This window comes from Curtobacterium sp. MCPF17_046, from assembly GCF_003224295.1.
In the GTDB taxonomy this organism is placed as follows: Bacteria; Actinomycetota; Actinomycetes; order Actinomycetales; family Microbacteriaceae; genus Curtobacterium.
The window spans coordinates 186,277-199,868 of sequence record NZ_QKLB01000005.1; the positions used below are offsets into that span (position 1 = coordinate 186,277).

The 13,592-nt window shown below is 71.8% G+C and carries 14 protein-coding genes; 12 read left to right on the top strand and 2 right to left on the bottom strand.

Annotated elements, in window-relative coordinates:
- Nucleotides 1-169: 169 nt before the first annotated feature.
- The 5 genes from recA (at nucleotide 170) to dapF (ending at nucleotide 5,666) form a co-directional block, all read left to right on the top strand.
- Complete coding sequence (gene recA, locus DEJ32_RS06925) at nucleotides 170-1,228, top strand: recombinase RecA (protein ID WP_110823884.1); 1,059 nt, start codon at nucleotides 170-172, stop codon at nucleotides 1,226-1,228.
- A gap of 209 nt (nucleotides 1,229-1,437) precedes the next feature.
- The gene (locus DEJ32_RS06930; protein WP_146234096.1) at nucleotides 1,438-2,172 is read left to right on the top strand and encodes a regulatory protein RecX; all 735 of its coding nucleotides are present in this window, start codon (nucleotides 1,438-1,440) and stop codon (nucleotides 2,170-2,172) included.
- A gap of 62 nt (nucleotides 2,173-2,234) precedes the next feature.
- A complete protein-coding gene (gene miaB, locus DEJ32_RS06935; protein WP_110900733.1) occupies nucleotides 2,235-3,728 on the top strand; it encodes a tRNA (N6-isopentenyl adenosine(37)-C2)-methylthiotransferase MiaB in 1,494 nt (497 codons plus the stop codon).
- A gap of 106 nt (nucleotides 3,729-3,834) precedes the next feature.
- A complete protein-coding gene (gene miaA / locus DEJ32_RS06940; RefSeq protein ID WP_110900768.1) occupies nucleotides 3,835-4,779 on the top strand; it encodes a tRNA (adenosine(37)-N6)-dimethylallyltransferase MiaA in 945 nt (314 codons plus the stop codon).
- Complete coding sequence (dapF, locus tag DEJ32_RS06945) at nucleotides 4,776-5,666, top strand: diaminopimelate epimerase (RefSeq protein WP_110900734.1); 891 nt, start codon at nucleotides 4,776-4,778, stop codon at nucleotides 5,664-5,666. The genes miaA and dapF overlap by 4 nt, the downstream gene beginning before the upstream one ends.
- Before the next feature lie 161 nt (nucleotides 5,667-5,827).
- On the opposite strand, the gene DEJ32_RS06950 is transcribed toward dapF, so the two are convergent.
- Nucleotides 5,828-6,439 carry a class I SAM-dependent methyltransferase gene (locus tag DEJ32_RS06950; RefSeq protein ID WP_110900735.1) on the bottom strand — a complete coding sequence of 204 codons (612 nt, stop codon included), beginning with the start codon at nucleotides 6,437-6,439 and terminating at the stop codon, nucleotides 5,828-5,830.
- Between the two features lie 61 nt (nucleotides 6,440-6,500).
- Between DEJ32_RS06950 and hflX the strand changes: the two genes are divergently transcribed.
- On the top strand, nucleotides 6,501-8,045 hold the full coding sequence (gene hflX, locus DEJ32_RS06955) for a GTPase HflX (protein WP_110900769.1): 1,545 nt from the start codon (nucleotides 6,501-6,503) through the stop codon (nucleotides 8,043-8,045).
- A 142-nt stretch (nucleotides 8,046-8,187) separates the two neighbouring features.
- Here hflX and lexA read toward each other — a convergent pair whose 3' ends face one another.
- Nucleotides 8,188-8,832 carry a transcriptional repressor LexA gene (lexA, locus tag DEJ32_RS06960; RefSeq protein WP_110823889.1) on the bottom strand — a complete coding sequence of 215 codons (645 nt, stop codon included), beginning with the start codon at nucleotides 8,830-8,832 and terminating at the stop codon, nucleotides 8,188-8,190.
- Nucleotides 8,833-9,089: 257 nt separating this feature from the next.
- On the opposite strand from lexA, the gene DEJ32_RS06965 reads away from it, so the two are divergent.
- From DEJ32_RS06965 to DEJ32_RS06990, 6 genes are all read left to right on the top strand, one after another.
- Complete coding sequence (locus DEJ32_RS06965) at nucleotides 9,090-9,452, top strand: LysM peptidoglycan-binding domain-containing protein (RefSeq protein WP_110900770.1); 363 nt, start codon at nucleotides 9,090-9,092, stop codon at nucleotides 9,450-9,452.
- A 92-nt stretch (nucleotides 9,453-9,544) separates the two neighbouring features.
- Entirely contained in the window at nucleotides 9,545-10,651 is a 1,107-nt protein-coding gene (locus DEJ32_RS06970) for a histidinol-phosphate transaminase (RefSeq protein ID WP_110900736.1), read from the top strand.
- On the top strand, nucleotides 10,648-11,250 hold the full coding sequence (gene hisB / locus DEJ32_RS06975; RefSeq protein WP_110900737.1) for an imidazoleglycerol-phosphate dehydratase HisB: 603 nt from the start codon (nucleotides 10,648-10,650) through the stop codon (nucleotides 11,248-11,250). Before DEJ32_RS06970 ends, hisB begins: the two co-directional genes overlap by 4 nt.
- Entirely contained in the window at nucleotides 11,247-11,885 is a 639-nt protein-coding gene (hisH, locus tag DEJ32_RS06980; protein ID WP_110900738.1) for an imidazole glycerol phosphate synthase subunit HisH, read from the top strand. Before hisB ends, hisH begins: the two co-directional genes overlap by 4 nt.
- Nucleotides 11,886-11,905: 20 nt before the next feature.
- Nucleotides 11,906-12,652 carry a bifunctional 1-(5-phosphoribosyl)-5-((5-phosphoribosylamino)methylideneamino)imidazole-4-carboxamide isomerase/phosphoribosylanthranilate isomerase PriA gene (gene priA / locus DEJ32_RS06985; RefSeq protein WP_110823893.1) on the top strand — a complete coding sequence of 249 codons (747 nt, stop codon included), beginning with the start codon at nucleotides 11,906-11,908 and terminating at the stop codon, nucleotides 12,650-12,652.
- Nucleotides 12,653-12,655: 3 nt separating this feature from the next.
- Nucleotides 12,656-13,486, top strand: coding sequence for an SseB family protein (locus tag DEJ32_RS06990; protein WP_110900739.1), 831 nt, complete (start codon nucleotides 12,656-12,658; stop codon nucleotides 13,484-13,486).
- The last annotated feature ends 106 nt before the right edge of the window (nucleotides 13,487-13,592 follow it).

Sequence of the window (13,592 nt, forward strand, 5' to 3'; positions counted from 1 at the left end):
CCCATCCACGACCTCCGCTCCTGACGGCAGGGATGTCGGTGGGCGGCCGTAGGTTCGAGGACATCGGAACACGTCCGAAGCCTTGTCGCAGAACGAGTGGCCTTGCACCATCGGCCGGTCCGGACGCGACAGCCTACAGGCGGCCGTCATCAGCACGAAGGAGCACCCCATGCCATCACCAGTAGACCGCGAGAAGGCCCTCGAGACCGCACTCGCCCAGATCGACCGTCAGTTCGGCAAGGGTGCCGTGATGCGCCTCGGGACGGATGAGCGTGCCCCGGTGGCCGTCATCCCCACCGGTTCCGTCGCGCTGGACGTCGCGCTCGGGATCGGTGGGCTCCCGCGCGGACGCATCATCGAGATCTACGGGCCGGAGTCCTCCGGCAAGACCACGCTGACGATCCACGCCATCGCGAACGCGCAGCGCAACGGCGGCATCGCGGCGTTCATCGACGCCGAGCACGCGCTCGACCCGGAGTACGCCAAGAAGCTCGGGGTCGACATCGACGCGCTCCTCGTCTCGCAGCCGGACACCGCCGAGCAGGCGCTCGAGATCGCGGACATGCTCGTCCGGTCGGGTTCCATCGACCTCATCGTCATCGACTCCGTCGCGGCACTCGTGCCCCGCGCGGAGATCGAGGGCGAGATGGGTGACTCGCACGTCGGTCTGCAGGCCCGCCTCATGTCGCAGGCACTCCGCAAGCTCGCCGGTGGGCTGAACCAGACGCAGACCACGATGATCTTCATCAACCAGCTGCGCGAGAAGATCGGTGTGTTCTTCGGATCGCCCGAGACGACCTCCGGCGGTAAGGCGCTCAAGTTCTACGCGTCGGTCCGCCTCGACATCCGTCGCATCGAGACGCTGAAGAGCGGGACGGACGCCGTCGGCAACCGCACCCGCGTCAAGGTCGTCAAGAACAAGATGGCGCCGCCCTTCAAGCAGGCCGAGTTCGACATCCTGTACGGGGTGGGCATCTCGCGCGAGGGTTCGCTGCTGGACTTCGGCGTCGACCACGGGATCGTGAAGAAGTCCGGTGCTTGGTACACCTACGACGGCGACCAGCTCGGGCAGGGCAAGGAGAACTCGCGCTCCTTCCTCATCCAGAACCCCGAGATCGCCGCTGAGATCGAGGGCAAGATCCTCGCCAAGCTCGGCGTCGGCGGTGCGAAGGAAGCGGCGCCGGTCGACTCGATCGCGCCGAAGCTCGCGGAGCGCAAGGGCGCGTGACCGACCACGACGGCGAGGACCTCGCGCCGGTCACCGACCTGTTCGGTGCGAGGTCCCGCCGGCGCTCCGGCGGTGCCCGGCCCGGTGCCGGCGACGCTGGTGGCGCGGGTGTGGCTCCAGCGGTCGCCCCCAGCCGGGCGGATGTCGGCAGCGATGATCCGGGTGCCGGTGCCGGTGCCGGTGCCGGTTCCGGACGGGAGCGTGTGCCTGTGGCTCCGCCGTCCGACGCCGACGCCGACGCCCCGGTGCCGCTGCCCGTCCGCGGTGCGCAGGCGGCCTGGCTGTCCCCGGTTGTCGGCGACGGTTCGGGCCGGAGCGCTCGCGCCGAGCAGGACGGGTACGGCGACGAGGAAGCCGACGCGCAGACAGCGTCGGTCTTCTCGATCACCGGCGATGAGTTGGACCCGGCGGACGCCCCGCGGCCGCTCGACGAGCAGCGCGCCGACGCCGAGCGCGTCAGCATGCGCGCGCTCAGCCGCCGCGGCGTGAGCACATCCGAGCTCCGGGCGATGCTCAGCAAGCAGGACGCGTTCGACCCCGACGTGATCGAGCAGGAGATCGAGCGGCTCACCCGCGTCGGACTGCTCGACGACGTCGCCCTGGCCACCGACCTCGTGGACCGGATGCACTCGCGCAAGGGACTGGGCCGGCAGGCGATCGTGGCGGACCTCCGTCGCCGCGGCATCGACCAGGCCGCGATCGACGCAGCACTCGACGCGGCCGCGGACGACGAGGACGACGAGTTCATCCGGGCGATCGAGCTCGCCACCAAGCGTGCGGGCCAGATGCGTGGTCTTGACCGTGCGACGGCCGAGCGGCGGCTGTCCGGGTTCCTCATGCGCAAGGGCTACAACGGCGGTGTCGTGCGGATCGCGGTCGAGCGTGCGCTCGACGGACCGCGGCGTCCGCCGACCGGAGGCCGCGGCACCGTCCGGTTCGAGTAGAGCGGCTCCGGTCCCGATCCGGCCGCTGTCCGGGGTGCGCCCGGTTCTACACTGGGACGATCATGGAGACCGTCGCCGCGCGCCCGCGTACCTACGAAGTGCGCACCTACGGGTGCCAGATGAACGTGCACGACTCCGAGCGGCTCAGCGGGTCGCTCCGAGCCGCCGGGTACGTCGCCGCGGAGGACGAGCAGGCCGACGTCGTCGTCATCAACACCTGCGCCGTGCGCGAGAACGCGGACAAGCGCCTGTACGGCAACCTCGGCCGGCTCGCGGCCGTCAAGCGCGAGCGCCCCGGCATGCAGATCGCCGTCGGCGGCTGCCTGGCGCAGAAGGACAAGGACGTCATCCTCGAGAAGGCGCCGTGGGTGGACGTCGTGTTCGGCACGCACAATATGGGCTCCCTGCCGACCCTGCTCGAGCGGGCCCGGCACAACGACGAGGCACAGCTCGAGATCCTCGAGTCCCTCGACGTCTTCCCCTCGACATTGCCGACCAAGCGGGAGTCGACCTCGAGCGGCTGGGTGTCGATCTCCGTCGGCTGCAACAACACGTGCACGTTCTGCATCGTGCCGTCCCTCCGCGGCAAGGAGCGGGACCGCCGGCCGGGTGACGTGCTCGCCGAGATCCAGGCCCTCGTCGACGACGGTGCGATCGAGGTCACGCTGCTCGGGCAGAACGTCAACTCCTACGGCGTCGAGTTCGGCGACCGTCAGGCGTTCGGCAAGCTCCTCCGCGCCACCGGGCAGATCGACGGCCTGGAACGCGTGCGCTTCACCAGTCCGCACCCCGCAGCGTTCACCGACGACGTCATCAGCGCGATGGCGGAGACGCCGAACGTCATGCCGCAGCTGCACATGCCGCTGCAGTCCGGCTCGGACCGGGTGCTCAAGGCCATGCGGCGCAGCTACCGGAGCGAACGCTTCCTCGGCATCCTCGACCGGGTGCGCACCGCGATCCCGCACGCTGCGATCTCGACCGACATCATCGTCGGCTTCCCGGGCGAGACGGACGAGGACTTCGCGGACACCATGCGCGTCGTCGAGCAGGCCCGGTTCGCCACGGCCTTCACGTTCCAGTACTCGATCCGCCCCGGTACCCCGGCTGCGACGATGGACGGTCAACTGCCGAAGGAGGTCGTGCAGGAGCGGTACGAGCGACTCATCGCCCTGCAGGAGCGGATCACCGCAGAGGAGAACAGCGCACAGCTCGGGCGCACCGTCGAGGTCCTCGTGGCCACGGGGGAGGGCAAGAAGGACGACAGCACGCACCGCCTCTCCGGCCGCGCCGAGGACTCCCGCCTCGTGCACTTCGCGGTGCCGGCCGGGTCCGACGTGCCACGACCCGGCGACGTCGTCTCCGTCGAGGTGACCCGGGCCGCGCCGCACTTCCTCATCGCGGATTCGGACGCCCCCCTCCGCGTCCGCCGCACCCGAGCGGGCGACGCGTGGGACCGCGCGCAGGCCGAGTCGTGCGGCGTCCCCACCCCTGCCGTCCCCGGAGCCGGACCACGTCCGGTGTCGCTCGGTCTCCCCACGCTCCGTGTCGGACGCTGACGGACGCTCGGCGGACCCCGGGTCCCGCTCCGGTGCGGCGATCGACGGACCCGCCGGGCCGGGCGTCGGTCCGGGTGTCGGGAGCGACCAGGGCGCACCACTCGACCTGGTCGCCGGCGCGGACGTCGTCGCGGTGGTCGGGGCGACCGGCACCGGCAAGTCCGAGCTCGCCCTGGCCCTCGCCGAACGGCACCGTGCGCATGGCCGACGGGCGGAGATCGTCAACGCCGATGCCATGCAGCTCTACCGCGGTATGGACATCGGCACCGCGAAGGTCCCGGAGTCCGGACGTCGCGGGATCCCGCACCACCAGCTCGACGTGCTCGACGTCACGGACGAGGCGAGCGTCGCGGCGTACCAGCGTGACGCCCGCACGGCGATCACGGAGATCACGGCAGACGGCGGTGTCGCCGTGCTCGTCGGCGGCAGCGGCCTCTACGTGTCCGCCGTGCTGTTCGACCTCGACTTCCCGGGGACCGATCCCGTGCTCCGCGAGCAGCTCGAGCGGGAGCACCGGGAGCTCGGGCCGACCGTCCTGCTCGACCGACTGCGAGCGCTCGACCCGGCCGCGGCGGCCGTGATCGACGCCCGCAACCCGCGGCGGTTGATCCGGGCCGTCGAGATCGCGAGCCGGTCGGACCGCGTCACCCCGAGCCTCCCGTCCGCGCCGCGCCCGTGGCGACCGGCGCACGTCCTGCACCTGCGGCGCGACCGCGAGCAGCTCGTGGCCGGCCTCCGCACCCGGGCCGAGCGCATGTTCGCCACCGGGCTCGTGGACGAGGTCGCGACCCTGCGGGACCGGGGACTCGAACAGGGCCGCACGGCGCGTGCCGCCATCGGGTACGCGCAGGCACTCCAGGTCTTCCGCGGGGAGGCGACGGTCGACCATGCCGTGGAGGCGACGAGCATCGCGACGCGCAAGTACGCGCGACGACAGGTCTCCTGGTTCAAGCGGTACGCCGACGCCGGGACGACCCGGGTGAGCGCGGTGGACGTCACCGGCGCCGGGGCCGCGGAGCTGTCGGGACTGGCCCGTAGGATCGTCCCGTGACCGAGCTGCACTTCACCAAGGGCCACGGGACCGGCAACGACTTCGTCCTGTTCGCCGACCCCGACGCAACGGTCGACCTGACCCCGGACCGGATCCGTGCGATCGCGGACCGGCGGTTCGGCGTCGGCGCCGACGGCGTCATCCGGGCGGTGCGGTCCGACGCGATCCCCGAGGGCCGAGCGGTCCTCGCCGAGGACCCGGACGCCACCTGGTTCATGGACTACCACAACGCCGACGGCTCGGTGGCCGAGATGTGTGGCAACGGGATCCGCGTCTTCGCCCGGTACCTGACCGAGGCGGGACTCGTCGACCTCGCCCCGGGACAGACCCTGACCGTGGGCAGCCGGAAGGGCGTCGTCGACATCCAACGGTCGTCGACGGGCTTCGCTGCCGACCTCGGCCGGTGGCGTCCCGGCATCGACGGTGGCGGGTCGGACGACGTCCTCGTCCGCGCGAAGGAGCTCGACCGCGCACGGCCCGGCCTCGGCATCGACGTGGGCAACCCGCACGTCGTCGTGGCGGTCGCCAGCGAGGAGGAGCTCGCCGGCATCGACCTGACCTACGTGCCGGTGCTCGACCCGGCTCCCGCTTCGGGCGCGAACGTCGAGTTCGTGCTCCCCGGCGACCCACTCGTCACGGACGGTGTCGGCGAGATCACGATGCGCGTGCACGAGCGTGGGAGTGGCGAGACGCTGTCGTGCGGGACGGGTGCGATCGCCGCGGCCCTCGCGACCCGGTACTGGGCGGGCTCGGCAGCGCCGGACACCTGGCGCGTCCGCGTTCCGGGCGGCGTGCTCACCGTGCGCATGTTCGCCGCGGAGGACGGCGAGCACGTCTCGCTCGCCGGCCCGGCGGAACTCGTCTTCTCGGGTGACCTCACGGTCTGAGGCGGCCTGAGCCCGTCTGGGCCCGCCCGAGCCGGTCTGGGCCCGCCCGAGCTGGTCTGGGTCCGTCCGAGCTGATCCGGGCCCGCCCAAGCTGATCCGGGCCCGCCCAAGCTGGTCTGGGCCCGCCCGAGCTGGGCCGGGCAGGCCTCAGCCAGCCCCGGTCACGCCGTCCGGTGCACCCGGATGACGCGGAAGCCCTTGTCGGTCGTCGCCCGCGTGACGGTGAAGCCCTCCGCCAGCGTCTGCTGCAACCAGCGCTGCAGGGAGTCCCCGCCGAGGTCCTTCGACACCACGAGCCAGGCGTCCCCGCCGACGGCGAGCCGGGGGATCCACGTGCGGAGGATGTCGTGCAGTTCGTCCTTGCCGACCCGGATCGGCGGGTTCGACCAGATCGTCCGGAACGTCGCGTCGGGCGGGATGTCGGCGGGCAGACCCACCGTCACGTTGCCCGCTCCGGCAGTGGCGGCGTTGGTGCGTGCAAGGTCGAGGACACGCTCGTTGACGTCGACGCCCCACACGTGGGCGTCGGGGGACTGCAGCGCCATGGTGATCGCCAGCGGACCCCACCCGCATCCGACGTCGAGCAGGTCCCCGGTGGGCGCGGGCGCGGGGACGGTGCGCAGCAGCACGCTCGTGCCGCGGTCGATGCCGTCCGGGCTGAAGACGCCGGCGGCGGTGGTGAGGTCGAGCGTCCGACCGGCGAGCGTCACGCGGATCTGCCGCGGCCGCGCCGGGCTCTCCGGAGTGGCAGAGAAGTAGTGGTCGTTCGCCATGGAAGAACCGTACCGGGAACCCCGTGTGTCCAGAGGGCTCCGGAGGTACCCTGTGGACAGCATGACGGAATCCCATCAGCAGGACGAACAGGCCATCCACGACGACAGCGCAGACGGTGTCGTCGAGCGGGTGCTGCGCAACGCCGACCGGCGCGCAGCATCCTCCATCTTCGCGCCGGCGCAGGCGATCCAGACCCGCTCGGTGGACGAGCAGGGCTGGGACGGCGACGGCGAACAGTACGACCGTGAGGACCGTGCGGCGCTGCGCCGCGTCGGCGGCCTCTCCACCGAGCTCGAGGACGTCACCGAGGTCGAGTACCGGCAGCTCCGGCTCGAGCGGGTCGTCCTCATCGGCGTGTACGCGCAGGGCGACGCCTCCGACGCCGAGAACTCCCTCCGCGAACTGTCGGCCCTCGCCGAGACCGCGGGTGCCGTGGTGCTCGACGGCCTCCTGCAGCGCCGACCGAACCCGGACCCGGCGACGTACCTCGGCAAGGGCAAGGCCCAGGAACTCGCGATGGTGGTCAAGGCCACCGGTGCCGACACGGTCATCGCCGACACCGAACTCGCACCCTCGCAGCGCCGCGCGCTCGAGGACGTCGTGAAGGTCAAGGTGATCGACCGGACGGCCGTGATCCTGGACATCTTCAGCCAGCACGCCACCACCCGCGAGGGCAAGGCGCAGGTCGAGCTCGCACAGCTCGAGTACCTGCTGCCGCGTCTGCGCGGTTGGGGTGAGTCGATGTCCCGACAGGCCGGTGGTCAGGTCTCCGGCGGTGCGGGCATGGGCTCCCGTGGTCCCGGTGAGACGAAGATCGAGCTCGACCGACGCCGCATCCACACCCGGATGGCGAAGTTGCGCCGCCAGATCGCGTCGTTCACACCCGCCCGCGAGGCCAAGCGTGCCGACCGGAATCGCAACGACGTCCCGAGCGTCGCGATCGCCGGGTACACGAACGCCGGCAAGTCCTCGCTCCTCAACCGACTGACGAGCGCCGGCGTCCTGGTGCAGAACCAGCTGTTCGCCACCCTCGACTCGACGGTCCGGCGCACGGAGACGTCGAAGGGTCGCGAGTTCACCTTCACGGACACCGTGGGCTTCGTCCGGAACCTCCCGCACCAGTTGGTCGAGGCGTTCCGTTCGACGCTCGAGGAGGTCGGGAACGCGGACGTCATCGTGCACGTCGTCGACGGCTCCCACCCGGACCCGGCGGCGCAGCTCGCGACCGTCCGCGACGTGATCGGCGACGTCGGTGCACGCGACATCCCGGAGGTCGTCGTGTTCAACAAGGCCGACCTGATCGACGACACCCAGCGCATGGCCCTCGTGGCGCTCGCGCCGGACGCCGTCTTCGTGTCGGCGCGGACCGGTGCCGGCATCCCGGACCTGCTCGCGGCGATCGAGGCACGCCTGCCGGAGCCCGACGTCGAACTGACCGTCGTCCTCCCGTTCTCCCGCGGCGACCTGGTCTCGCAGCTGCACGACGCCGGCGCGGTCGAGTCCCTCGACTACGTGGCGGAGGGGACGCGCCTCCGGGTGCGGGTCTTCCAGCGGGAGGTCGCCGAACTCGACCCGTACGTGGTCGCGCCGGTCGCGTCCGTCTGACGCTGGTCCGCCGGACGGGAGGCGCGGTGCACGCTCGCACCGCGCCTCCCGTCCGGCGTCCCGCGGGACGCCGACGAGGGCGGCTGTCCGCACCGCCTTCGCGATGCGTGCGGCCGCCCTCGTCGTGTGTCGGGGAGTGGTGTCAGAGGGAGCGGAGGACTGCGACGACCTTGCCGAGGACCGTCGCGGCGTCGCCGAGGATCGGCTCGAACGCGGAGTTGCGGGGCAGCAGCCACGTGTGCCCGTCGCGCTGACGGAAGACCTTGACGGTCGCTTCCTCGTCGAGCATGGCGGCGACGACGTCACCGTTCTCGGCGGTCTGCTGTGCACGGACGACCACCCAGTCGCCGTCGCAGATCGCGGCGTCGATCATCGACTCGCCCACGACCTTGAGCATGAAGAGGTCGCCCGTCCCGACCAGCTGACGGGGGAGCGGGATGATCTCGTCGACGTGCTGCTCCGCTGTGATCGGGACACCGGCCGCGATGCGCCCGACCAGCGGCACGAGGGTGGTGGCGTCCACGTCCGGCCCGTCGGTGCCGGGCGCCGGCTCGTCGACGAGGACCTCGAGCGCGCGCGGGCGGTTCGGGTCACGACGGATCCACCCGCCGAGCTCGAGCTGTCCGAGCTGGTGCGAGACGCTCGAGAGTGACGAGAGGCCGGCGGCGTCGCCGATCTCGCGCATGCTCGGCGGGTAGCCCCGGCTGGCGATCGACGCGCGGATGGCGTCGAGGATCGACTGCTGCTTCGCGGTCAGCGGTTTCTGTCCGCGCAGTTCGTCCGTCACGTCTCGCCCTTCGTCGCGGTGGAACGATGTCCGCGGAAATGTCGGTGGTGGCCGCGAGACTCGTTCCAGTCGCTCGAAACAGTATCCGGTCGGCGCACCCGGGCCAAACACTTGTTCGAGCGTGTCGCAGGAAATCCCCCCACAGATCCCCTCCACGGGACTTGTGCATCCACCCGATCGAACGTATGTTCGGTACACGGCTTCGGTCGGCCCATCCGGACCGGTCGGACTCCGACGGCAAGCAGGAAGGCAACGACATGAGCACCAACGCCATCGTGGACACGCAGCACACCGCAGCACCCGCAGTGCGGACGCGTCTCCGTCTCACCCGCCGCGGGCGGGTCGTCTTCACGACCCTCGCCGCCCTTCCCGTGCTGTTCTGCGTCGGGATCGCGATGCTCAACGGCGGTCAGGCATCTGCCGGTGACCGGGCGGCCGACGTGCACTTCGACACCGTCACGGTCCAGCCGGGCGAGACCCTGTGGCAGCTTGCCGAGCAGACCGCGCCCGACTCCGACCCGCGCGACTTCGTCCAGGACGTCGTGAGCCTCAACGCACTCGACGGCTCGGGTGTGCAGGCCGGCCAGGAGATCGCCATCCCGGCCCAGTACGGCAACTGACCGTCCGACCGTCGGGTGTCCGACGCGATCACCGATCGCGCACCGTCCGGACGGGCAGCGAGCCCCGAGGTGGCGCGGCCTACGATGGATCGGTGGCAACCACGCTCGAAGACCTCCCCATCCGCGACGACCTGCGCGGGCAGAGCCCCTACGGCGCCCCGCAGAAGCACGTCCGCGTGCAGCTCAACGTCAACGAGAACACGCATCCCGTCCCGGAGGACGTCGCGGAGGACATCGTCGCCTCGGTCCGCCGAGCGCTGACGACCGTCAACCGCTACCCGGACCGCGAGTTCACCGAGCTGCGGGAGTCGCTCGCCGGGTACCTCGGGCACGGACTCGGACCGGAGTCGATCTGGGCGGCGAACGGCTCGAATGAGGTCATCCAGCAGCTCCTCCAGGCCTTCGGTGGCCCGGGGCGGAGTGTGCTCGGGTTCCCGCCCACCTACTCGATGCACTCGATCATCGCGTCGGGCACCGGCACCGAGTGGATCCCGGCCGACCGTGACGCCGCGTTCCGGATTTCGCCCGAGACCGCCGTGGCCGCGGTCACCGCCCACCGGCCGGACCTCGTCTTCCTCTGCGGGCCGAACAACCCGACCGGGACGCCACTCGACCTCGCCACGATCGAGGCCGTCTACGACGCGACCGACGGCATCGTGATGGTCGACGAGGCGTACGCCGAGTTCATGCCGGTCGGGCAGCCGACCGCGCTCACCCTCCTGCCCGGTCGGGAGCGCCTGGTCGTGTCCCGCACCATGAGCAAGGCCTTCGCCTTCGCCGGCGCCCGGGTCGGCTACCTCGCCGCGGACCCCGCCGTCATCGACGCGCTCCGCCTCGTGCGTCTGCCGTACCACCTGTCCGCCCTCACCCAGGCCGCGGCCGTCGCCGCCCTCCGGCACGCCCCGGAGATGCTGCGCATGGTCGACGACATCCGCGGGCAGCGCGACCGCATGGTGACGGAACTGCGCGCGATGGGGTACCAGCCGCACGAGACGTGGTCGAACTTCGTGCTGTTCGGCGGGGTCGCCGACCCGCGTGCAGCGTTCGAGTCGCTGCTCGAGCGCGACGTGATCGTGCGCGACCTCGGCATCCCGAACCACCTCCGCGTGAGCGCCGGGACGGCGGAGGAGACGACCGCTTTCCTCGACGCCATGCGCGCGGTCGCCGCCGAGCAGCCGCCCGTTAGGGTTGCAGCATGACCGCGCGCACCGCCGAGATCACCCGCTCGACGAGCGAGTCGACCGTGTCCCTGTCGCTCGACCTCGACGGCACCGGGAAGTCCGACATCGCGACGAGCGTGCCGTTCTTCGACCACATGCTGACGGCGTTCAGCAAGCACTCCCTGATCGACCTGCGCGTGCAGAGCTCCGGTGACACGGACATCGACGTGCACCACACGGTCGAGGACACCGGCATCGTGCTGGGGCAGGCGCTCCGGCAGGCGCTCGGCGACCGCGCGGGCATCGGCCGCTACGGGGACGCCCTCGTCCCGCTCGACGAAGCCCTGGCGCAGGCGGTCGTCGACGTGTCCGGTCGTCCGTACCTCGTCCACACTGGAGAGCCCGCCGGCTTCGAGTTCCACCGGATCGGCGGACACTTCACCGGGTCCATGGTCCGGCACGTGTTCGAGGCGATCACGATGAACGCCGGCATCACCGTCCACGTCCGCGTCCTCGACGGGCGCGACCCCCACCACATCGCGGAGGCCGAGTTCAAGGCCTTCGCCCGCGCGATGCGCCGCGCCGTCGAACTCGACCCGCGCGTCGACGGCATCCCGTCCACGAAGGGCACGCTGTGAGCACCACCCGGCCGAACGTCGTCGTCCTGGACTACGGCTCCGGCAACGTCCACTCCGCCGCGAAGGCGCTCGAGCGCGCCGGCGCCGACGTGACGCTCTCGAACGACAAGCAGGCCGGGCTCAAGGCCGACGGGCTCCTGGTCCCCGGTGTCGGCGCGTTCGCCGCGGTCGTCGACCAGCTCGAGGGGGTGCGCGGCGGCGAGATCGTCGACCACCGCCTGGCCGGTGGGCGGCCCGTGCTCGGGATCTGCGTCGGCATGCAGGTCCTGTTCGAGCGCGGCGTCGAGCGCGGTGCCGACGTCGAGGGCCTCGGGCAGTGGCCCGGCGTCGTCGAACCGATCGAGGCCGAGGTCCTACCGCACATGGGCTGGAACACGGTCGAGGCCCCGGAGGACTCCGTGCTGTTCGACGGCCTCCGCGACGAGCGCTTCTACTTCGTGCACTCCTACGGCGTCACCGACTTCCCGCTCGAGGCGTACGGGCCGTTCCGTGCGCCGAAGCTCACCTGGGCCGAGCACGGGGAACGGTTCATCGCCGCGGTCGAGAACGGCCCGCTGAGCGCCACGCAGTTCCACCCGGAGAAGTCCGGCGAGCCGGGCATCCGCCTCCTCCGCAACTGGGTCTCGTCACTGTGACCCCCGATCCCGACGGGACCATGACCGAGCTCTCCACCACCCAGCCCCTCGTCCTGCTGCCGGCCGTCGACGTCGTCGACGGTCAGGCCGTGCGCCTCACCCAGGGCGAGGCCGGCAGCGAGACCGGGTACGGCGACCCCGTCGTCGCGGCCCGCACCTGGCGTGACCAGGGGGCGGAGTGGATCCACCTCGTGGACCTCGACGCGGCGTTCGGTCGTGGCGACAACCGCAGGGTGATCGCGCACGCCGTCCGCGAGGTCGAGGGCGTGTCCGTCGAGCTCTCCGGCGGCATCCGCGACGACGCCTCGCTCGAGGCCGCCCTCGCCACCGGCGCCGCCCGGGTCAACCTCGGCACGGCCGCGCTCGAGAACCCCGACTGGGCCGCGCGGGTCATCGGGCAGTACGGCGAGCAGATCGCCGTGGGGCTCGACGTCCGCGGCACCACCCTCGCAAGCCGGGGATGGACCGAGGACGCGGGCGACCTCTGGGAGGTGCTCGACCGGCTCGAGGACGCCGGCTGCGCCCGGTACGTCGTCACCGACGTCACGAAGGACGGCACGCTGCAGGGCCCGAACGTCGACCTGCTGCGCCAGGTGTGCGACCGGACCGACCAGCCCGTGGTGGCCTCGGGCGGCATCTCGACGCTCGACGACCTGCGTGCGCTCCGCGAACTCGTGCCGCACGGTCTCGAGGGCGCGATCATCGGCAAGGCGCTGTACTCAGGGGCGTTCACGCTCCCGGCCGCGCTCGACATCGCCTCGGAGTAGTCCGTGGCGGGGATCTCGAACGGCCGCGGCACCGGCCCGGAACCCGACGACCGGACCGCCGAGGAGCACGCGGCGCACGACCACACCGCCGACTCCGCGGGGAACCCCTGGGCCGGTCGGACGTTCGACGCACACGACACGACGTTTGCCGAGGACGACGGCCTGGCCGACCCGGACCTCGTCGCCGCGATCACCGCGGTCGCCTCGGGAGGCCCGCACGGCGCCGTCGTGGACGCCCTGCGCTCAGCACGTCTGCTCATCCCGCTCGTCGCCGAAGCGGGCGACGTCGGGGAGACCCCGGACGGGCGCAGCGTCGACAAGACGCAGGAACTGTCGATCGTGACCGTGGCCGGCCCGGACGGCCGCGCCGTCATGCCCGCCTTCACCTCGGTCGAGGCGATGCGCGCCTGGGACGCCGGTGCCCGTCCGATCCCGGTCGAGTCCCGCCGGGTGGCGATGGCCGCGGCGAGCGAGGACACGCAACTCGTCGTGCTCGACCCCACGGCAGCGACCGAGTTCGTCCTGCGGCGGCCCGCGGTGTGGGCGCTCGGGCAGGACCTGCCCTGGACGCCGTGCTCCGAGGACCCCGAGGTCGCGCGGGCCTTCGCCGGCACGATCGAGACCGAACCGGCCGTGGTCCGGGTCGAGCTGTCACCGGGGGACCCGCTCTCCCGGTTCGCCGGGCCCGAGCTCACGGTCGGCCTGCGACTCATCGCCGGGCTCGACCGCGAGCAGGTGACGGAACTGGTCGGGCGCCTGCAGCAGCGGTGGGCCACCGATCCGGTGATCGCGGAACGCGTCGACAGCATGCGCGTCGCCCTCCGCGCCGCCTGATCACGGCCCTCCGACGACCGGGAGGCCCGTGTCCGGTCCGACCCGCGGGTCCGCCCGCTCGGCGGTGCGGCCCGGTGAGCCGCGGGTGCGCCGGTACGATGGCCGG